This is a genomic window from Sorangium sp. So ce119, assembly GCF_051524405.1.
Taxonomy (GTDB): domain Bacteria; phylum Myxococcota_A; class Polyangia; order Polyangiales; family Polyangiaceae; genus Sorangium; species Sorangium cellulosum_G.
The window spans coordinates 5,966,326-5,985,411 of sequence record NZ_CP150310.1; the positions used below are offsets into that span (position 1 = coordinate 5,966,326).

Annotated in this window: 16 protein-coding genes; 10 read left to right on the plus strand and 6 right to left on the minus strand. The window is 71.2% G+C overall.

What is annotated here, in order from left to right; all coding sequences use genetic code 11:
• Positions 1-8: 8 nt before the first annotated feature.
• From WME76_RS22475 to WME76_RS22485, 3 genes are all read left to right on the plus strand, one after another.
• On the plus strand, positions 9-977 hold the full coding sequence (locus WME76_RS22475; protein WP_437954341.1) for a LysR family transcriptional regulator: 969 nt from the start codon (positions 9-11) through the stop codon (positions 975-977).
• Positions 978-1,149: 172 nt separating this feature from the next.
• Positions 1,150-1,569, plus strand: coding sequence for a YciI family protein (locus WME76_RS22480; protein ID WP_437954342.1), 420 nt, complete (start codon positions 1,150-1,152; stop codon positions 1,567-1,569).
• 355 nt (positions 1,570-1,924) lie between these two features.
• Positions 1,925-3,400 carry a basic secretory protein-like protein gene (locus WME76_RS22485; RefSeq protein ID WP_437954343.1) on the plus strand — a complete coding sequence of 492 codons (1,476 nt, stop codon included), beginning with the start codon at positions 1,925-1,927 and terminating at the stop codon, positions 3,398-3,400.
• Between the two features lie 149 nt (positions 3,401-3,549).
• Here the strand turns inward: WME76_RS22485 and WME76_RS22490 are convergent, their stop codons facing one another.
• On the minus strand, positions 3,550-4,380 hold the full coding sequence (locus WME76_RS22490) for an EI24 domain-containing protein (protein ID WP_437954344.1): 831 nt from the start codon (positions 4,378-4,380) through the stop codon (positions 3,550-3,552).
• A gap of 145 nt (positions 4,381-4,525) precedes the next feature.
• Entirely contained in the window at positions 4,526-6,643 is a 2,118-nt protein-coding gene (locus WME76_RS22495; protein WP_437954345.1) for a rhamnogalacturonan lyase, read from the minus strand.
• Between the two features lie 176 nt (positions 6,644-6,819).
• Here WME76_RS22495 and WME76_RS22500 point away from each other — a divergent pair, with 176 nt between their 5' ends.
• From WME76_RS22500 to WME76_RS22520, 5 genes are all read left to right on the plus strand, one after another.
• Positions 6,820-7,221, plus strand: coding sequence for a hypothetical protein (locus WME76_RS22500; RefSeq protein WP_437954346.1), 402 nt, complete (start codon positions 6,820-6,822; stop codon positions 7,219-7,221).
• Positions 7,222-7,329: 108 nt separating this feature from the next.
• Positions 7,330-8,835, plus strand: coding sequence for a carboxypeptidase-like regulatory domain-containing protein (locus tag WME76_RS22505; protein ID WP_437954347.1), 1,506 nt, complete (start codon positions 7,330-7,332; stop codon positions 8,833-8,835).
• On the plus strand, positions 8,832-8,990 hold the full coding sequence (locus tag WME76_RS22510; protein WP_437954348.1) for a hypothetical protein: 159 nt from the start codon (positions 8,832-8,834) through the stop codon (positions 8,988-8,990). The genes WME76_RS22505 and WME76_RS22510 overlap by 4 nt, the downstream gene beginning before the upstream one ends.
• 133 nt (positions 8,991-9,123) lie before the next feature.
• Positions 9,124-9,846: an MBL fold metallo-hydrolase gene (locus WME76_RS22515; protein ID WP_437954349.1), complete on the plus strand. Its 723-nt coding sequence runs from the start codon at positions 9,124-9,126 to the stop codon at positions 9,844-9,846.
• 144 nt (positions 9,847-9,990) lie between these two features.
• Entirely contained in the window at positions 9,991-11,196 is a 1,206-nt protein-coding gene (locus tag WME76_RS22520) for an L-dopachrome tautomerase-related protein (protein WP_437954350.1), read from the plus strand.
• On the opposite strand, the gene WME76_RS22525 is transcribed toward WME76_RS22520, so the two are convergent.
• Both WME76_RS22525 and WME76_RS22530 read right to left on the minus strand, forming a co-directional pair.
• Entirely contained in the window at positions 11,154-12,095 is a 942-nt protein-coding gene (locus WME76_RS22525; protein ID WP_437954351.1) for a LysR family transcriptional regulator, read from the minus strand. The genes WME76_RS22520 and WME76_RS22525 overlap by 43 nt on opposite strands.
• A gap of 113 nt (positions 12,096-12,208) precedes the next feature.
• Positions 12,209-12,640, minus strand: coding sequence for a CBS domain-containing protein (locus WME76_RS22530; protein ID WP_437954352.1), 432 nt, complete (start codon positions 12,638-12,640; stop codon positions 12,209-12,211).
• 357 nt (positions 12,641-12,997) lie between these two features.
• Between WME76_RS22530 and WME76_RS22535 the strand changes: the two genes are divergently transcribed.
• Positions 12,998-14,110, plus strand: a complete 1,113-nt coding sequence (locus WME76_RS22535; protein ID WP_437954353.1) for a CehA/McbA family metallohydrolase — start codon at positions 12,998-13,000, stop codon at positions 14,108-14,110.
• 258 nt (positions 14,111-14,368) lie between these two features.
• Entirely contained in the window at positions 14,369-16,441 is a 2,073-nt protein-coding gene (locus WME76_RS22540; protein WP_437954354.1) for a sulfatase-like hydrolase/transferase, read from the plus strand.
• A gap of 55 nt (positions 16,442-16,496) precedes the next feature.
• Here the strand turns inward: WME76_RS22540 and argC are convergent, their stop codons facing one another.
• A complete protein-coding gene (argC, locus tag WME76_RS22545; protein ID WP_437962141.1) occupies positions 16,497-17,450 on the minus strand; it encodes an N-acetyl-gamma-glutamyl-phosphate reductase in 954 nt (317 codons plus the stop codon).
• Between the two features lie 71 nt (positions 17,451-17,521).
• A complete protein-coding gene (locus tag WME76_RS22550; protein ID WP_437954355.1) occupies positions 17,522-19,066 on the minus strand; it encodes an IMP dehydrogenase in 1,545 nt (514 codons plus the stop codon).
• Between the last annotated feature and the right edge of the window lie 20 nt (positions 19,067-19,086).

Sequence of the window (19,086 nt, forward strand, 5' to 3'; positions counted from 1 at the left end):
ATCGATGCGTGTCACGCATAACCGATCTGCCTGCGCCCTCATCGCTCGCGCCGCGGCCCCAGCTCGAGGTCCGCGATCTGGAGCTCGCCCTCGCGCTCGCGGCCGCCGGCACCACGGCGGGCGCCGCGTCGGCGATGCACATCACGCAGTCCGCCGTGAGCCGGGCGCTCGCCCTGGCCGAGGAGCGGATCGGCGCGCGCCTGTTCGAGCGCACCGCGCGCGGGGTCACGCCGACGGCGGCGGGAGAGCGGCTCATCGCGGGCGCCGGGCTCGTGCTCGCGCAGCTCCGGGAGCTCGAGCGGGAGGTCGCGGCGCCGGCCGCCGCGACGACGCGCGTCCGCCTCGTGTGCGAGTGCTACACGGCCTACCGCTGGCTGCCCTCGGCCATGGCGAACCTCCGGCGCAGGCTGCCCCGCCTCGAGGTGGAGCTCGCCGTGGAGCACACCCAGGATCCGGTCGGCGCGCTCGCCCGGGGCGACATCGACGTGGCGCTGCTCACCACCGCGGCGCTGCCGGCCGCCCGCGAGGCGCGCGCCGCGCTCGTGGAGCGGCCGCTCTTCTCGGACGAGGTCGTCTTCGTCGTGTCGACCGCGCACCCGCTCGCCGCGCGGGCGTCGATCACGCGCGACCACCTGCGGCAGAGCCCGCTGATCACGTCGAACACGCCGCCGGCCGAGGCGCGCTGGTTCATGACGACCGTCTTCGGCCGCCGGAAGCCCAGGCTCGAGTTCCTGCGCTTTCCGCTCACCGAGGCCGTGATCGACGCGGCGCGCGCCGGCATGGGGATCGCGGTCCTCTCGGAGTGGATGGCGGACGGGTACCTCGACGGCGGCGACCTCGCGGTGAAGCGGCTGTCGTCCGGCCCGCTGCGCCGTCCCTGGCGGATCGCGTACCGGCGCGCGTCGGCCGACGCCGCGGAGCGCCTGGTGACCGCGCTCGAGGGCTCGGCGCCCCGGCTCCATCGCCGCGCCGGGTGAGGGGCGCCGTCGGCGCCGGGGCGCGGCCTCGGGGCGCGGCGACGCTTTCCGAAAAAAAGTCGCGTGGCGTGTCGATCGCGCGCGCCCCCGTTCGTCGTCCCATCGAGGCGGGGCTCACCCCCGCCGCGACCGCCCCGAAGCCGAGCTTCCAGCGAGAGAAGGAGACACGACCATGCGGTTCATGATGCTGATGATCCCGAGGGGGTACGAGAGCGCAGCGCCGGGCACCATGCCGGACGCGAAGGCCGTCGCCGCGATGATGAAGTACAACGAATCCCTCCAGAAGGCCGGCGTGCTGCTCGCCCTCGACGGCCTCCACCCGCCCTCGATGGGCGCGCGCATCGCGTTCCCCGGGGGGAAACCCCAGGTGACCGACGGGCCGTTCGCCGAGGCGAAGGAGGTGCTCGGCGGCTACTGGATGATCGACGTGAAGTCGAAGGAAGAGGCGATCGCGTGGGCGTCGCGCTGCCCCTGCTCGGACGACGGCGTGATCGAGATCCGCCAGGTGCAGGAGTTCTCGGACTTCCCCGCCGACGTCCAGGAGGCCGCGGCCGGGTTCGCCGAGATGCAGCGGCAGGCCGCGCGCACATAAGCGTCGTAGCGTCCGCGTCGGTCTACCGCCGCCCGCTCGATGACCTCGCGCAGACATCGCCGGTCATCCATGACAGGTCTCCATTCAAGCCATCGGCGGAGCGCGCTTCTGCGGCGGATCCCCCCTCCCCGCTCGGCGGAGCATGTCGACCACGCCGGAGCGCGACGGCGATCGTGTGAACAAGTGTAAACAGCGCTTGATTAGTGTAAACCGCGCTTGAACCGACGATCCCTGGCAGCATTGATTGGCTGGCGGGAGCCTGGCGCGATGGCCCCGTCCTGGCGCGCTCGCAGCGAGAGCGAGATTCAGCGATTCGCCCGCGCGGGCGCGCCCCTACACGCGCGCATCGAGGAATATGCTACGATCGATTCACCACACCACACACAAGCTGCTGGGCCGAGGGAGTCTTCTGCTGACGTGCTGGGCGCTGAGCGCCTGCGCCGTTGCCGGGGAGCCTCAGGAAGAGGACCCGGTCGAGACAGCCGAGCTCGCGCTGACGCAGGACTCGGTCTTCGGGTTCGAGAACGTGACCGAGTGGACGGCGTCGGCCGGGACCCTCGAGTCCTCGGCGGACCACACGGAGGGCGCGGCCGCGCTCGGGGTGCGCGACTTCATGTACGCGGAGCTGACCTCTTCGCCGCTCTCCACCCTCTCGGGCGTCACGGACGAGATCACGCTCGACATCCGGATCCCCGAGGTCGCGCCCTGGGGTCAGGTGCATATGTACTTGAGTAGCCCGACGCTGAACTTGAACAGGGCCTGGGTGGACCTGGCCTCGCTGGAGAAGGTGTCGGCCAACACGTGGAGCACGCTCTCGTTCGACGTTCCCGCCTACCTCCAGAGCGCGCTTCAACAGAGCTACTCGGATCTCCGGATCACGCTGGCGCTGAGCCTGCCGAGCGACGACGGCGCGCTCACCGTGCTCGACAACCTCAACTTCGAGGGGGGCATCCCCGATCCGGCCTGCGACGACGACAGCCCCTACACCCTCGACGTCACCACCGTCCCGGGCTTCGACAGCGTCATCCTCGAGGACATGATGTGCACGTTCCACGCCGTGTACCCGCAGCTCGTGCAGCGCTTCAACCCGGCCGCGGCCACCACGGTGGGCCTGCACATCACCAACACGCCGGGCGTCGCCTGGGCGTCCGACACCAACACGTTCTACAACCGGCAGTTCATGCTCGACAACCCGCTGGGCACGGACGTTGTCGTGCACGAGATCATGCACGTCGTCCAGCTCGGGTACGTGAGCGGGGTCCCCGGCTGGATCATCGAGGGGGGCGCCGACTACGCGCGTGACGCCTACGGGCTCAGGAACGGCGACGCCGGATGGTCCATCCCGAGCGGGTGGACGTACGGGTCGCATTACCTCTTCGGCTACGGTGAGGCGGCCGCCTTCTTCAAGTGGATGGACGCGACGTACCGCGTGGGGCTGCCGCCGGTGGTCGACGCGCTCGACGACATCCTGCGTGCCGGGCCGTACTCGAGCGCCACGTGGGTCGACCTGACGGGCCACGACCTGGAGACCCTGTGGCAACAGTACTCGAACGGCAACGCTCCGCCGCCTGCCACCTCGGGCATCACCGTGTACGAGCACGCCGGCTTCGGCGGCAGGGCGGTCATGCTCGACCGCGGGGAGTACGACCTGATCGACCTGCGCGCTCGCGCGGTCGCGAACGACTGGATTTCCTCGATCCAGGTGCCCGCCGGCTACACGGTCACTGTGTACCACGACGCGGGGTTCACGGGTACGTCGGTGCAGTACACCTCCGACGCGCCAGCCCTGGGCGCGACGAACGACCAGATCTCCTCCATCGTCATCGAGTGACGGCCTCGGGCCTCATCGCTGAAGCGCTCGCCCGCGGCGCGGACTCCGCCGCGGGCCAGCCCTCGGCGAGCTGACTCGCCATCGTCAACGGCGCGCCCGTCGGCTCGAGCGGCCCGTGGCAACGACGGACGCGCGCCGCCCGCCCGAGCTCAGCGCGGCGCTCGCTTCGTGGCCTCCCATTGCTCCAGCGTGACGACGAGCCGAGCCGCGCCGAGGATGCCGGCCGGGAGCACGATGAGCAGCGAGCAAGGCAAGAACGAGAGCAGCGCGAGGCCGAAGCCGAAGCCCATCACCGCGGCGAGGTTCCGGCGCACGAAGGCGATCCGCGCCGCCACGGGCACGCCGCGGATCGACAGCGGGCAATCGCAGAGGTCCCAGGCCCCCGCGAGCGCCGTCACCGCGAGCTGAAGCGGGACGACGACGACGCTCGCCGGCGCGAAGAGGAGGCCCACGACGCCGAGGACGATGAGGATCGGGAGCGTGAAGGCGAGCGCCACGAGCGACGACTGCAGCGCGCGCCACATGTCGGCGAAGAAGCCGACCTCCGGCCACGCGGGCGCCCCGAGGTCGGCCTCGGCCCTGCGCACCATCCGCTCCAGCGCGGGCCCCGAGAGCGGCTTCGCGAGCCCGAACGAGACGGCGAGGGCGGCCACGAGCACCACCGCGAGCGAGAGGATCCGCAGCACGACCATGAGCGCGGTCCAGAGCGCCCCCGCCCCCGGCTCCTTCACGATCAGCTCGACGAGCGACGGCGCGAGCTTCACGCCGGCGACGGCGAGCGCGACCGTGAGCACGAGCGCGAGGCCCGTGGGGACGAGCGCGAGCGGCCAGAGGTCCGGCGTGCGAAAGAGGTAACCGTAGCCGCCCAGCATGGCCTTGAGGCCCGCGCCGAAGCCGGGGCGTTCGAGCGGCACGAGCCCCGCGGGCCGGAGCTGCGCGGGCGCGGTGGGAGAGCCGGGGGGAGCATCGGGGGTGATCATTCGGTCACGAACGTCCCAGCGGCCGGGCGCCCGGTCAACGCCTTCCGCGCCCTCGTGGATCTCGGCAGCCGCAACGGCACCCTGGGCTCCTCCGATCGGACCGGGGGGGAGAGCGCCCCATCGGCCGCACGATCGCACGCCGGCATCACCGCACCGTGATGTCGGGTCTGGGGGGCTCCCTCATGCCGTCGCCGATGTGGAAGCTGGTGTGCGGCGGCTGGTTGTACGTCGCGTTCTGCGCCGACACGTTGGCGCGGTACTGCGGATCGTGCATCAGCGTGTAGATGCGGCGCTCGGTGATCTGATCGGTGGTGTAGATGCGCAGGCTGTCGCCGCACAGGAACACGACCTCCTCGCGCCAGTCGCCGAACAGATCGGCGCTGAGCGTCGGCACCGATTTGGTGCCGTTGATCGAGGTGCAGCCGTTCGCGGTGAAGCCCCGACCTTCGCCGTCGAAGTTCGTGACGGTGTTGCCGTCGAGCAGCTCGCGGCTCTCGTCGCCGTCCCACCAGACCAGGAAGTTCACCTGGCGGGGACGGGCCCCGATGTTGCGACCGCTCTCCGCATCGAACAGGCCGGCGGTGTTGGTCCAGGCCTCACCTCCGGGGTTGTCGGGAGAGATGTCGTCGGCAGCGCCGCGGCCCGGTCCCTCGCCGTCGCTGTTCGGGCCGCGCCACAGGATCTCGCAGGTCTCCGCATCCCGGACGAAGTACGAGGGCACGCCGTCAGATTCGGTCGGCTGAAACACCTCGAGCCCGGGGCGCGAGGGGACCAGGTCGGCGATGTGAAGCGCGTCGCCGTGTCCGTAGAAGTTGACGGCGCACTTGCCCTTGCCGTCGGGGCCGATCGTCGCGGCGCCAGGGATGATCTCCTGCCTCAGGTCGCCGTCCGTATCCGCCGCCATGACGCTGTGAACGCCCTTGCCGGCGTAAGCGCCGTTGCCGCTCGCGGACGAATCGAAGCTCCACATGAGGCTCAGCTTCCCGTCGCGGTAGTTGTACGCGCCGAACGTCGTCCGGGCGTAGTAGCCCCGCTGCATGACGACGCTGGGTTGGCCCGAGTCATCGAGGAACGCCAGCGTGGCGTTGTAGCGATCCGAGCGGTTGCCGTTGTTGTCGCCGAAGCTGCCGCTCGTGATGGGGGCGTGGTACGCGATGGTCGCGAGCTCCGAGCCGTCGACGCCGCTGAAAATCGTGAGATATTCCGGCCCGCTCATGATCTTGCCCGCACCGTTGCGGTAGTCTCGCGAGTCGTCATCGTCGGCGGCGGGACCGGTGTGCAGGAACGCTCCCTTCCCATCGCGTGTGCCGGGCGCGGTCTTGACGGCGATCTCGGCGCGACCATCGCCGTCGAGGTCGTACACGACGAAGGGCGTGGTGTGCTCGCTCTCGCGGATGTTGATGCCCAGATCGATGCGCCACAGGAAGGTGCCGTCGGTGTCGTAGGCCGCGAGCTTGGGCTGACCGGTGCGGCCGTCTTGCGACGGATCGCGCGGGGTGTTCTGCTCCTTGACCACGAGCTCGTAGTCGCCGTCGCCGTCGAGATCGCCCGGAGAGGCGTCCCCGGCTTCGTAACCGTCGGGCGTTCGGAGCGGGATGGTGAGATAGTTTCGCTCCCACGTGGGTGTGCCCGATTCCCCGTCACGCGTGTTGGCGGAGTCGCCCTGCTCCGCGCCATCGATCACGGCGCGGACAGTGTACTTTGCGCTCCCGGGGGCCCCCGAGTCGAGGTAGTTGGTCGAGCTGGTGATGGGCGTGTCGTTCACCTTGGTGCCGTCGCGGTAGACGTTGAACCCGATCCCGGGATCCTCGTAGCCCATCAAGCGCCAGCTGATGAAGTTGCCTTCGCCCGACCGCACGGCGACCACGCCGCGGCACAGGTTCTCCAGCCTGACGTGGCCAGTCGCGGCGGCCGGCGTCACACCGCAGATCGAGTCGCCTGGATTGTCGGTGCCGCCCGTGCCGGGTGCTCCCCCGCCCGACGCGCCGCTGGACGTCTGCCCCGACGAGCCGCTGGACGTCTCCGCCGAGCCGCCGGACGTCTGCCCCGCCGAGCCGCCGGACGTCTGCCCCGACGAGCCGCCGGACGTCTGCCCCGACGCGCCGCCGGACGCCTGCCCCGACGCGCCGCCGGACGCCTGCCCCGATGCGCCGCCTGCATTCGGAGCGCCACCAGAACCGTCGTCGCCCGACTCGGACCCGCTGCACGCACTCAGGGCTCCCGCCACGACCAGGGCCATGGTCCCGTACGCAATGCCTCTCATTGTAGTACTCGCCTTTCAAGCCAATCGATAAAAAGCCGAACACCGACGCCGACGCTGCCAGAGCGTGGCGCGGGTGAGCTGGTCGCGGATCACGCAGCAACCGAGGGGCCGCTGAGCCGCCGCCACGGAACGTCCGAGATCACCGCTTCCAGAGCTCGACGGGTAGGTGGGATGAGGTGCTGGCTTTCGGTCACCACATCGAGGCGTTCACTCGCTTTTTTTGTGGTGCATCCCGGAGCAACCGCGGGAGCGGATTTTTGCATCCGGATGAAACGGTCCAGAGTACCGACGGGGAGGAGGCGGTGTTGCTCGGCGGTGCCGGCTTCGATGGCGTCATTCCCGACGTGACGGACAACTCGCTCAACACGCTTGCACCGACACCGCTGGACCAGATCTCCTCCATCGTCATCGAGCGACGGCCTCGGGCCTCATCGCTGAAGCGCTCGCCTGAGGCTCGGACGCCGCCGCGGATCCCGCCCGCCGAGCTCAGCGCGGCGCTTCCGTCGTGGCCTCCCACCGCTCACGACAAGACGTTCGTGGGGCGCGCGCCGACGTACCTCCTCGTGATGTATCCGTGAATTAATGTGAAATCGTTTTAACGATCCATCGCCCAGCCTCCTTCACGGCGCAGAATCGGGCGCGCGCAGCCGCGCGCGTCTTCTCCTGTCGTGAAAGGATCCTTGTCGATGGAAACCAGGTCTCGCCGCCTCACCGCCCGCCTGCTTGCGTTCGCCGCCCTCACCGCCACGTCCTGCGGAGCCGAGCCGCCGGAGGAGCAACGTTCGTTCGACAGCGACGAGGCGGCGCTGGGCGGCTCGGTCGCGATCGCAGGGCACGTCGGCAACGACGCGTCGAACGCGGGCATGAGCGGCGTCACCGTGCAGCTCACCGGTCCCGTGACCGTGTCAACCGTCACCGACAGCCACGGCAACTTCCTCTTCACCAGCTTGCCCGTGGGGTCCTATACGCTCACCCCCTCGAAGCCGAGCGCGACGATCACGCCGAGCTCGGTCGACCTGGGCAACGTCTCGGCCGACCAGATCCAGAACTTCACCTGTGCCGGCGCCTGCGGCGCGGGGCCCGCGGTCGACCCCTACAAGGAGATCGCGATCATCGACCCCTCGGTCACCCAGGACGCGCGCGCCTCGAACGCGACGGGCGGGCCGTGGAGCTTCCGGTACCTGATCGAGCAGATGACCCCCTCCGGCGTCGATCCCGCGGACTTCGTCGCGGAGTGGCTCGAGGGGCTCCAGCCGCTGACGGTCAACGGTTATCCCACGTCGACGCGGGCGACGACGTCGCTGCTGAACCTCTGGCCGACGCGGCCGGATGGCAAGCTCGACCTCGCGCAGGCGCCGTTTCAGCTCCGCGGCATCTTCAACCGGACCGACCTGCACGCGGACGGCAGCGGCGAGGCGCGGCTCGTGTTCGGCATCATCCCGCCAAACCACTTCATCGGCGGGATGACGGTGATCTTCGAGTACCGCCTGCCGAACAACTCGGTCGTGACGGACCGGCATAACTGGATCACCCGGTTCCACGCGCTGGGGCAGCACGCCTTCGGCCCCCAGTACAACGCGGAGCTCCAGGAGATCACCGACCTGTTCACGCAGCGCGGCGCCGCGCGCAGCACGCCGGGCAACCCCAACGCCAGCGCGCTCGGCCAGCTCCGCACGAGCGAGGACCTGATGGGCGCCCCCTGGTCGTGGCGGGAGTTCCACCTCGTGCCGGAGCCGACCGGCTACCGCGCGTTCCTGCGGCTCGTCGAGGCCGCGCAGACGCCGGACCAGCAGCTCAACGGCGACCCGGGCCTCGAGGCCTTCCTGCTCGCGAACCGCACCGGGATCATCGCCGGCGTCACGCCGCTCGACCCTCGGTTCCTCGGGGGCGAGGCGGAGGGCAACATCGTCCCCTCCGCCACGACGTGGGCCTTCTCGAACACGGACGAGCCGCTGCGCCACGCGTTCGCCGGCCAGACCTGCAACGGGTGCCACAACGCCGAGACCGAGCAGCTCGCCACCTTCTATCACGTGGCGCCGTTCGCGACGCCCGGCCCCGACGGAACCGGGGTCCTCTCGAGCTTCGTCAAGCAGGTCGAGATCCCGCGGCGGGTGAGCTTCATGCAGAACCGGCTCACCTGCAGCTCGCTCGCGGGGGACTGCTCGCCGGGGTCCGAGTCGGTCGCCCCGTGATCCGCCGCCCCGCTCTGGCCACGAACATGACCCGCGGCTTCACGCTTCCGGAATACCTGCCGCTGGTCATCGTGCTCGCTTTGCTCGCGATCACCGGCTGGATCCGCAACCCCGAGCTTCGGCAGCGCCTGCTCGGACGCGCCGTGTCCGCCTGAGGATGCGAGTTCGTCGAGCGACCGTGGCGGAGGACGCTGAATCCGTGCGACGATGCGTGAGGCGCCGCCCGCGGCGCGAGGCCTGGCCGCGCGTCGCAGAGCGGCGTCCACCACGGCTGGAGAGGAGGAGCAGATGACCGATTCATCGCTGGAGGCTCGGGTCACCGAGGTGGCCGATGGCATCTACCAGCTCCACACCCCGGTGGGGGAGGGCAAAGCTGGGTTCTCGTTCAACCAGTATCTCCTGGTCGACGACGCGCCGCTGCTCTTCCACACCGGCCCGCGCCGCCTCTTCCCGGCGGTGCGCGCGGCGATAGCGCGGGTGATGCCGGTCGAGCGGCTGCGCTACGTGGCGTTCTCCCACTGCGAGTCGGACGAGTGCGGCTCCATGAACGAGCTCCTCGCCGCCGCCCCGCAGGCGGCGCCGGTGTGCGGGCGGATCGCCGCGATGGTCGACGGGGACCTGTTCGACCGCGCGCCGCGGGCGCTCGAGGACGGCGAGGCCCTCGACCTGGGCCGGCGCCGGGTGCGCTGGCTCGACGCGCCCCACCTGCCGCACGGCTGGGAGTGCGGATACCTGTTCGAGGAGTCCACTGCCACGCTGCTCTGCGGCGATCTCTTCACGCAGCCCGGCGCCGTCCACCCGGCGCTCACGCGCGACGACATCCTCGAGCCGAGCGAGGCCATGCGCCGAGCGCTCGATTACTACGCGCACGGCCGCGACGCGCCCGGGCTCCTCGAGAAGCTCGCGGCCACGTCTCCCCGCCTGCTCGCCTGCATGCACGGCCGGGCGTACGAAGGGGACGGCGCCGCCCTCCTGGGCGGTCTCGCGCGCGCGCTTGCCGGCGCGGCGTGAGCGGCGCCGTCGCCCCCGGGGATGAGATGGGAGCCCGGGTCGAGCCATCTTCAACGAAACGCTGAAACTGTTTCCACGCGTCGTCGCTTGTCCGTCAGGGCGCGCTCCTCAAGCATGGAGGACCACCACGACGAGGAGACGAGAATGCATCGGTTTGCCCATCTCAATCTCAAGCTCGCAAGTCTGGCCGCGGGCGCGGCCCTCACTGCGGGCGCGGCGGCCTGCGGCGACAGCACAAGCACGGCGCGGCCGCCGCAGGCCACGCTCGAGGTCCATGCCCGGCTCGACGCGACCGGCGTCGGCGGCATCACCCAGATGCCCGACGGCCGGGTCATCATCGGCTTTCACCCGTTCTACAATCCCGAGGTGCAGGTGGCGCTGCTCAACCCGGACCGGAAGTCCACGACACCGTACCCGAGCATGGAGTGGCAAAGCTGCAAGAACGCCGACGGCAGCTGGAAACCGGACTTCAACGCCTGCCTGGACTGGGTGCTCGGCCTGCACACGGATCGCAACGGCGTCCTGTGGCTGCTGGACTCGGCCAGATCCACGGACAAGGCGGCCGGGCGCCCCGCCGGCCTCGTGCCCAAGCTCGTCGGGTGGAACACCCACAAGAACGAGCTCGAGCGCGTCCTACCCATCTCGCCGGAAGCGACGCTCACCGAGTCGCAGCACAACGACTTCGTCGTGGACCTGAAGCACGACGTGATCGTGATCGCCGATGAGGCCATCGGCGAAGGCTCGGGCGGCGTCGGCGACAAGGCGGCTCTCGTGGTGGTGGACCTCTCCACCGGCGAGAGCCGGCGCCTCTTGCAAGGCCATCACAGCGTGATGCCCCTGAAAGAGCCCATCCGCTGGGACGTGGGTCGACCCACGAGCGGCGCCGTCGACCTGTACGTGGGCGTCGACGGCATCGCCCTCGACAAGAAGCGCGAGTGGCTCTACTTCGCCCCGCTCAACGCTTACACGATGTACCGGATCCGGATGAGCGACCTTCTGGACACGTCGCTCACCGCCGCGCAGCTCGGTGCGAAGGTGGAGACCTACGCGGACAAGCCGTTCAACGGCGGCCTGTCCATCGACGAGGATGACAACCTGTACCTCACCGAGGTCGGCGAGCGCGCCGTGGGCGTCATCCCCTCCGACACCCGCAAATACGAGCGCCTCGTCAGCGCCCCGGACATGGTCTGGCCGGACGGCGTCACCTTCAACAGCGATGGCGCGATGTACACCGGCGCGGCGCAGCTGTCCCTCACCAGCGCGCTCCAGGCCGACGGGGTGGCCAGGAACAAGGCGCCCTACCTCGTCTATCGCTTCAAGCCCCTGGCGCCGGGCGCGCCGGGCTTCTGAGGCGAGAGCTCGCGCAGCTTCGCCGCGAGGAAGTCGACGAGGGCGCGCACCCGCGCCGGCACGAAGCGATGGCTCGGCAGGAGGGCGTTCAGCGGATAGTGCTCCCCCTGCCAGCCGGGCAGCAGGCGAACCAGGCGGCCCTCGCGCAGGTCGTGCACGAGATCCAGCTCGGATTTGTAGAGCAGGCCGGCGCCGGCGAGGGCCCACTGGTGGGCGATGGCCGCGTCGTCCGTGTCGCGGTCGCCGTCGACGCGCACCTCGGTCCATGCGCCGTCCTTCTCGAAGCGCCAGGCCACGTGCCGCTTGTGGTTGACGTGGAAGGTCAGGCAGTTGTGCTGGGCCAGGTCCTCGGGCGAGCGCGGCGGCGCGCGCCGCGCGAGGTACGCGGGGGAAGCGCAGAGAACGCGGCGGGTCGTGGAGAGCGCCCGGGCCACCAGCCGGGAATCGCTGAGCTCGCCGTAACGCAAGGCCAGGTCCACGACGTCGCGCATCACGTCCTGCACGCGATCGGTCACGGACAGGGCCAGGCGCACGCCCGGATGGGCCGCCACGAACTCGTCGAGCCAGGGCAGGAGCACGCTGCGCGCGAGATCCGACGGCGCCGCCACGCGCACCGTGCCCACGAGCGAGCGGCGTTGCGACGCGAGCTGCGCCTCGCCTTCCTGCAGGAGCTCGAGCGCGCGGGAGGCGTAGTCCAGGAGGATCTGGCCCTCCGGCGTCAGGCGCAGCGCGCGCGTGGACCGCTCGAACAGCCGCTCACCCAGCCGCGTCTCCAGCCGCTTGAGCATGGCGCTGGCCGCGGCCGGCGTGACGCCCAGGGCCCGCGCCGCCGCCGTCAGCGTCCCGCGGCGGGCTGTCTCCACCAGCACGCGCAGATCGTCGATGTTCTCGATGCTCACGTGGCCAGTCTCGCCCGGGGAGCGCGCGAGCGCGATCGCGGAGCGACGGCGAGGACGCCCCTGCAGGCGGAGCTGCTCCCGCGGATCGCGTCGCGCCCCCTCCAGGGAGACGACTAGCGTTCCACGGCGCCGTGGGTCACGTCGATGCCTCGGAGCGCCTGCTGGGCGATGCTGAGGAAATCGGTCTCGGTGATGATCCCGACGAGCTGCTCCTCGTCGCCGACCACGGGCAGACAGCCGATCTTGTGATCGAGCAGCAGCTGGGCAGCGTCGGCGGCCGGGGTCGCCGGTCGCACGGTGCGAACGCGCCGGGTCATGATCGACGCGATCGGGATGGGCTCGCCGTCGAGGCTGCTCGCGTGGCGGAGCATGTCACGATCGGAGACGATCCCGACGACGCGCCCCTTCGCGTCGACGACGGGGATATGCCGGATCTCCGCGAGCTTCATCTCGAGATTGGCGGCGCTGATCGTGTCGGCCTCCTTCAGCGAGATGACCGCCGTGCTCATGTAATCCTCGACGGTGCGATTCTTCTTGAGCTTCATCGAACAGACTCCTTGCGCCCTCGGCGCGCATGAGCATGCCTGCCGTCGCTGCGAGCTCCGCTCCCTTGCGCCCGCTCCAGGGAGCATGCAAAAGGCCGACCAGCGCGCTCCCGCGCCCCGGACGCGCCCCGGAACGGACGCGACGCCGGCGTCGCCCGCGCAAGGCCTGCAGACGCGGTGAAATCGCTGCGCCCCGCGCGCTGCGCGCTGCGCCAGAAGCGCGCCGTCGACGCTTCAGCGCCAGCCAGGCGGTGGCGGCTGCGTTGAAGGCCCATTCGAGGAAGTCACCCTCCCGTGCTATACCGAGGCCCCATGTCGCGCGGCTCCGACCCGACGCCGAGGATGGCCGACCTGGGGGTGAAACCCGCGACGGCGCGGCGACGCGCGCGATGGGCCGCGGCGGCGACGGTCGCGGCCGCGCTCGCGGCGGTGCTCTGGCGCGCGGGGACGAGCCAGGACGCCGCTCCGGCGGGACCACTCGACATCTCGCGGGATCCCTTGCCGGCCCGGTCACCGAGCTTCGTCCAGCGGCTGGACGTCAGCGTGTTCCAGCGCGGCAACCTCCACGCTCACTCCGCCCGTTCCGACGGTGACAGCCCGGCGCAGCTCGTGTTCGCCTGGTATCGAGACCACGGCTACCAGTTCCTCGCGCTGACGGATCACAACAACTACCTCGACGTGACGCGCCCTCCTGCCTCGCAGGTGCAGGATCTCCTGGTCATCCCCGGCGAGGAGGTGACGATGGCCGCCGCGGGGCAGCCGGTGCACGTCAACGCGCTCTGCACGAAGCGGCGGATCGGCGGCGGGACCTTCCGCACCGCGCGGGCCGCGGTCGCCTGGGCGACGTCGGAGATCCTGGCGCAGGGGGGCGTGGCGCTCGTGAACCACCCGAACTTCCACTGGGCCCTCGAGGCCGAGGACATCGCGTACGCCGAGGGCGCGCAGCTCGTCGAGATCTTCAGCGGTCATCCGCACGTGCGGAGCGACGGCGACGCCACCCACGCCTCCGCGGAGGAGAAGTGGGAGCAGGCGCTGTCGTCGGGCCAGCCCATCGCCGCGGTCGCCGTCGACGACATGCACTCGCTCACCGGCGCCAACAAGCACGTGCCTCAGGTGGCGCCCGGCACCGGGTGGGTCGAGGTGTTCGCCGAGGAGGCGTCGCAGGAGGCGATCTGCGCTGCCCTGAGCGCGGGTCGACTCTACGCCTCGTCGGGGCCCAGGCTCACGCGCCTCGCCGTCACGTCGGACACGATGACGCTCTGGGTCGATCCTCCCGACGTGATGGTCGAGTTCATCGATCGGTGGGGCGCGCTGCTCGAGGCCGCGCCGGCGACGGCCGAGGCCGAGATGTCGGGCGCGGCCCACCGCGCGAGCTACCGGCTCCGCGGCCCCGAGCAGTACGTGCGCGCGCGCGTGACGGCGCCGGACGGGTCCCGCGCCTGGACGCAGGCGTACTGGGTCGCTCGCTGACCTCGACGCGCGGCGGCGAGGGGGCACGCCGGACAGCGCGGCGCGGCGCGCGCGGTGGGCGGGCGATGGACGGCACCGTGGAAAGCAGGGAGAGCGCGCGCGGCCCGGGAGGCGACGCCGCTTGATGAAGCCGGCGCCGTTTTCTACCCTCGCGGCGGCGTGCCTCGGACATCACTCCACGCCGCTCGGCACCGGGCCCCGCGGCTCGCCCGTCTCCCCGCGAGGTGCAGGCGATCGGGCGACGCGCTCGCGCGGTGCGTGTCGTCGGGCGTCGCGGTCGGGCTCGGCGCCGTGGCGGCCGATACCGCCGTGCGCCACGGCGCCGCCGGCGTCGCGCTGGCCGGGCACCTCAGGGCCGCCGTGGGCCTCTACGTCGCCGTGGGCGCGGGCGCCGGGCTGGTCGCGTGGGCGCTCGCCACCCTCGTGCGCCTGCTCGCGACGCCGCTCGAGCGGCGGGCGCCGCGGGCCGCCGAGGTCGCGCGGGCGGCGGCCTACGGGTCGCTCGCGGTCGCGGCGCTCTCGAGCACCGCCTTCTGGGCGTTCTCCGGGCGCGTCGCGCACGCCGGCGCGCTGGGCGCCCTCGGCCCCTACCTCACGCTGGCCGCCGTCGGCCTGGCCGCGTCCACGGTCGCGCTCGTCCACGGCCGCTCCCTGCGCGCGGCGGCCTCCGGGCGCGCGGGCGGCTCCGCGGCGGCGACGGCGGCGGCGCTCGCGATCCTCGGGGCGGCGCTCGTGATCGTGGACCTCACCGTGCTCGTGGCCATCTACAGGCGCCTGCACACGGCCCTGGAGCTCTGCGGGGCGGCGCTGCTCGGGTGCGCCTGCTTCTCCGGGCTGACGCGCCTCGCGCGGCGCGCGCGGGCGCGGGCCGCGATCCGGGCGGCCGCCGTGGCCGCCGCGGTGTGGGCGCTCTCCCTCGCGTCGTCGCCCTGGCTGCGAGGCTGGCATGTCGAGGCGCTGGCGCACACGGGCCGGGACCCCGTCTACGTCGGGCGGATGCTGCGCCGCCTCGAGCTGGCGCAGGCCCTCCTGCGCGGCGAGGACCGCGCCGAGATGCACGCCAGCCGCCTGGACGAGCTGCGCGAGCGGTACGACGTCGACCAGCCGACGCGCGACCCCCGCTGGGACGCGGCCTGGCCCGATCGGCCTGGCGCGGGCGCCGCCGGCTCGGGGGGGCGCGCGCTCGCGGCCGACTTCAACGTCCTCATCTACTACGTGGACAGCCTCCGCAGCGACGTCGCCTACGACGAGGAGGTGATGCCGAACGCCGCCGCGCTGTCGCGCCAGGCGGTGCGGTTCGAGCGCGCGTACTCGACGGGCTCCGACACGCTGCGCGCGTTGCCCGGGCTGCTCGGCGGCAACTACGACGGCCTGGCGCGCAGCCCGGGCAGCCTGCTGGACCTGGCCAGGCGCCTGGAGGTCCCCAGCAGCCTGTTCATCCCCGCCTCGGCGGCGGACTTCATCTCCCTGCTCCTGCCGGGGTTCGCGTTCGGCGAGACGTATCGCGTGCCCGACCACGCCCGCGGGGGGGTCTGGGGCTACGGCGCCGATCGGCCGACGGCGGGGCCGATGGTGGACCAGGTCCTGTCCTGGCTCGCCCAGCGCGGCTCGCAGCGGTTCTTCGCGTGGATCTTCAACTTCGATGTCCACAACTGGCACGAGCTCGACGGCGCGTACGTCGACGGCGCCGCCGAGCGCTACCACGTGCCCGACGAGGGCCGCTGGAACTGGCGCTACCGGGTGGTCGCGCGGAGCCTGGACGAGCACTTCGGGCGGCTGCTCCGCGGCCTGGAGGAGCTCGATCTCGCCGACCGCACCGTCGTGCTCTTCGTGTCGGATCACGGCGAGGCGCTCGGCTACCGCGGGTACTGGCCGCACTCGACGTTCCTGTGGGAGTCGCTCCTGCGGGTGCCGCTGGTCCTGCGCGTCCCCGGCGTCCCGCCCATGGCCGTCGAGGAGGTCGTCTCGCTCATCGACGTGGCGCCGACGATGGCCCGCCTGCTCACCCCCGATCCGCCCATGAACGGCTACCACGGCGAGGATCTGCTCGGCTTCCTCGATCCCGAGCCTCCCCCGCGCCGGCTGCCCTTGCTCGCGGCGGCGGTCTCGGAGCAGCAGATCGCGCGCGTGGGCGTGCTCGATGGGCGCTACAAGCTCGTCTTGCCGCTCGAGTGGGGCGCCCCCGAGCTGTACGATCTGGCCGCGCCGGATCCGGACGAGGTGGACGTCTCCGCGGCTCACGCCCGCGAGACGCTGCGGCTGATGGGCGCGCTCCTGCGATCCCCCGTGTTCCTGGCCGCGGAGGCCGAGCTGGAGCGGGCGAAGAGGTGAGCGCCGCGGCGCCTCCCGTCGGGGGCGGCGCCTCCCGTCGGGGCGCGCGCGCCGGTCAGTCCAGGCCGGTGTTCTCCGGCGCGCCGAGCATCAGGTTCATGTTCTGCACCGCCGCGCCGGAGGCGCCCTTGCCCAGGTTGTCGAGGCGCGCCACGACGAGGATCTGGTCCGCGTTGCCGAACACGAACACGTCGAGGCGGTTCGTGTCGTTGCACTCCTGGGCGCTCAGGTACCCCTCGTCGAGCGCGCCCTGGCCGCCGAGCGGCATCACCCGGATGAACGGCTCGCCCGCGTAACAGGACGCATAGAGCTCGTGCACCGCGGCGGGCGTCGCCGGGCGGCTCAGCGCGTCGGCGAACAGGGGCACCGAGACGAGCATGCCCTTGTAGAAGTCGCCGATGACCGGCTCGAAGAACGGCGCCCTGTCGAGCCCGGCGAGGGCGCGCATCTCCGGCAGGTGCTTGTGCTGGAGGGTGAGCGCGTACGGGCGCGGGCCGCTCATCTGCCGGCGGCGCGCGGCGTCGGCCTGCTCGTAGGCCTGAATCGTCTTGCGGCCGGCGCCGCTGTAGCCGGTGAGCGAGTGGGCGACGACGCGGGCGTCCCTGGGCAGGAGGCCCTGCGCGACGAGCGGCGCGACGAGGGCGAGGAACCCGGTCGCGTGGCACCCGGGCACGGCGACGCGCCGCGCGCCCCGGATCGCGTCGCGCTGCCCGGCGCGCAGCTCCGGGAAACCGTACACCCATCCGTCGGCCGTACGGTGCGCGGTGCTCGGGTCGATGACGCGCGTCCTCGGGTTCTCGATCATCCCGATGGACTCCCGCGCGGCGTCGTCGGGAAGACACGTGATCAGGACATCGGCCTCGTTGATCAGCGCGCGGCGGGCCGCCGGGTCCTTGCGGCGCTCCGGGTCGATCTCGAGCACCTGGAGGTCGCGGCGGCCTTGCAGCCGCTCGCGGATCTGGAGCCCCGTGGTCCCTTCCTGCCCGTCGATGAACACCCGATGCATGATGGCCGTGTCCATACGCCGGGCGCGCCGCCGGGACCAGCGCCTCGCGCGTCCCCGCGACAGCGCCCCGGCGATCAGGCCTCGCGCGGGCTGCTGCGCGTGTCCTTCAGCATCACGTCGTGGACGCCGCCCTCGTGGATGCTGACCGCGGAGGCGACCGTCAGGCGCGCGCGCATGTACAGCTCGCGCAGCGAGAGGGCGCCGCAGTTGCACATCGTCGAGCGCACCTTGGCGAGCGTGACGTCGAGGGTGTCCTTCAGCTTGCCGGCGTACGGCACGTAGCTGTCGACCCCCTCCTCGAACTCGAGCTGATCCTTCTTCTTGCTGGAGTCGCCGTGGTCGTAGCGCTGCCAGTTGCGCGCGCGGTTGCTCCCCTCGCCCCAGTACTCCTTCATGAACTGGTTGTTCACGCGGACCTTGCGCCCGGGCGACTCGTCGAAGCGCGCGAAGTAACGGCCCATCATCACGAAGTCGGCGCCCATCGCGAGCGCGATCGTGATGTGGTAGTCCTGGCTGATACCGCCGTCGGAGCAGATCGGCACGTAGATGCCGGTCTTCTGGAAGTACTCGTCGCGCGCCTTGGCCACCTCGATCACCGCCGACGCCTGGCCGCGGCCGATGCCCTTCTGCTCGCGCGTGATGCAGATCGAGCCGCCGCCGATGCCGACCTTCACGAAGTCGGCGCCCGACTCGACCAGGTAGAGGAACCCCTCGCGATCGACCACGTTGCCGGCGCCGATGTAGCCGTGTTTGTAGTTCGACTTCACGAACGCGATGGTCTCGCGCTGCCACTCCGAGTAGCCGTCCGACGAGTCGATGCAGAGCACGTCGGCGCCCGCCTCCATCAGCGCCGGCACGCGCTCGCGGTGATCGCGCGAGTTGATGCCCGCCCCGACGATCAGCCGCTTCTCGCGATCCACGTTCTCGAGCGGGTGCGCCTGGTGCGACTCGTAGTCCTTGCGGAAGACCAGGTATTGCAGGTGCTGCCGCTCGTCGATCACCGGCAGGGTGTTGAGCTTGTAACGCCAGATGAGCTCGTTGGCCTCCTGGAGATCCAGGCCGACCTTGCCGCAGTGGATCGACTTGAACGGCGTCATGATCTCGCGCACCGGCGTGCTGAGCGGCGTCTTGCCGATCCGGTAGTCGCGGCTCGTGATGATGCCGACGAACCGGCCCGTGGGCGTGCCGTCCTCGGTGATCGCGATCGTGGAGTGGCCCGTGCGGTCGGTCAGCTCGAGCACGTCGCCCAGGGTCGCGTCGGGGCGCAGGTTCGAGTCGCTCACGACGAACCCGGCCTTGTAGTTCTTCACGCGCCGCACCATGGCGGCTTCCTCTTCGATGCCCTGCGAGCCGTACACGAACGACAGGCCGCCGCAGCGCGCGAGCGCGATCGCGAGATCGGCGCCCGACACCGACTGCATCATCGCGCTGGTGATGGGGACGCTGATCGTGAGCGGCGCCTGCTTCGGGTCCGGCGGGCTCACGCCCGGATCGGCCTTGAACCGGGCCACGGGGGCCGTGAGGTCGACGTTCGCAGGGACGCAGTCCTTGGTCGTCAGGTTCGGGACGAGCAGGTACTCGCCAAACGTCCTGCTCGGCTCATCGTAGATGAATGCCATGTCGGCTACTAGTGCGGGCT

What these genes read in the sequence shown, in the direction of transcription:
- WME76_RS22480 (WP_437954342.1), top strand. Translation starts at nt 1,150, where the DNA reads ATGCGGTTCATGATGCTGATGATCCCGAGGGGGTACGAGAGCGCAGCG.
- WME76_RS22485 (WP_437954343.1), top strand. Translation starts at nt 1,925, where the DNA reads ATGCTACGATCGATTCACCACACCACACACAAGCTGCTGGGCCGAGGG.
- WME76_RS22490 (WP_437954344.1), bottom strand. Translation starts at nt 4,380, where the DNA reads ATGATCACCCCCGATGCTCCCCCCGGCTCTCCCACCGCGCCCGCGCAG.
- WME76_RS22495 (WP_437954345.1), bottom strand. Translation starts at nt 6,643, where the DNA reads ATGAGAGGCATTGCGTACGGGACCATGGCCCTGGTCGTGGCGGGAGCC.
- WME76_RS22505 (WP_437954347.1), top strand. Translation starts at nt 7,330, where the DNA reads ATGGAAACCAGGTCTCGCCGCCTCACCGCCCGCCTGCTTGCGTTCGCC.
- WME76_RS22515 (WP_437954349.1), top strand. Translation starts at nt 9,124, where the DNA reads ATGACCGATTCATCGCTGGAGGCTCGGGTCACCGAGGTGGCCGATGGC.
- WME76_RS22520 (WP_437954350.1), top strand. Translation starts at nt 9,991, where the DNA reads ATGCATCGGTTTGCCCATCTCAATCTCAAGCTCGCAAGTCTGGCCGCG.
- WME76_RS22530 (WP_437954352.1), bottom strand. Translation starts at nt 12,640, where the DNA reads ATGAAGCTCAAGAAGAATCGCACCGTCGAGGATTACATGAGCACGGCG.
- WME76_RS22550 (WP_437954355.1), bottom strand. Translation starts at nt 19,066, where the DNA reads ATGGCATTCATCTACGATGAGCCGAGCAGGACGTTTGGCGAGTACCTG.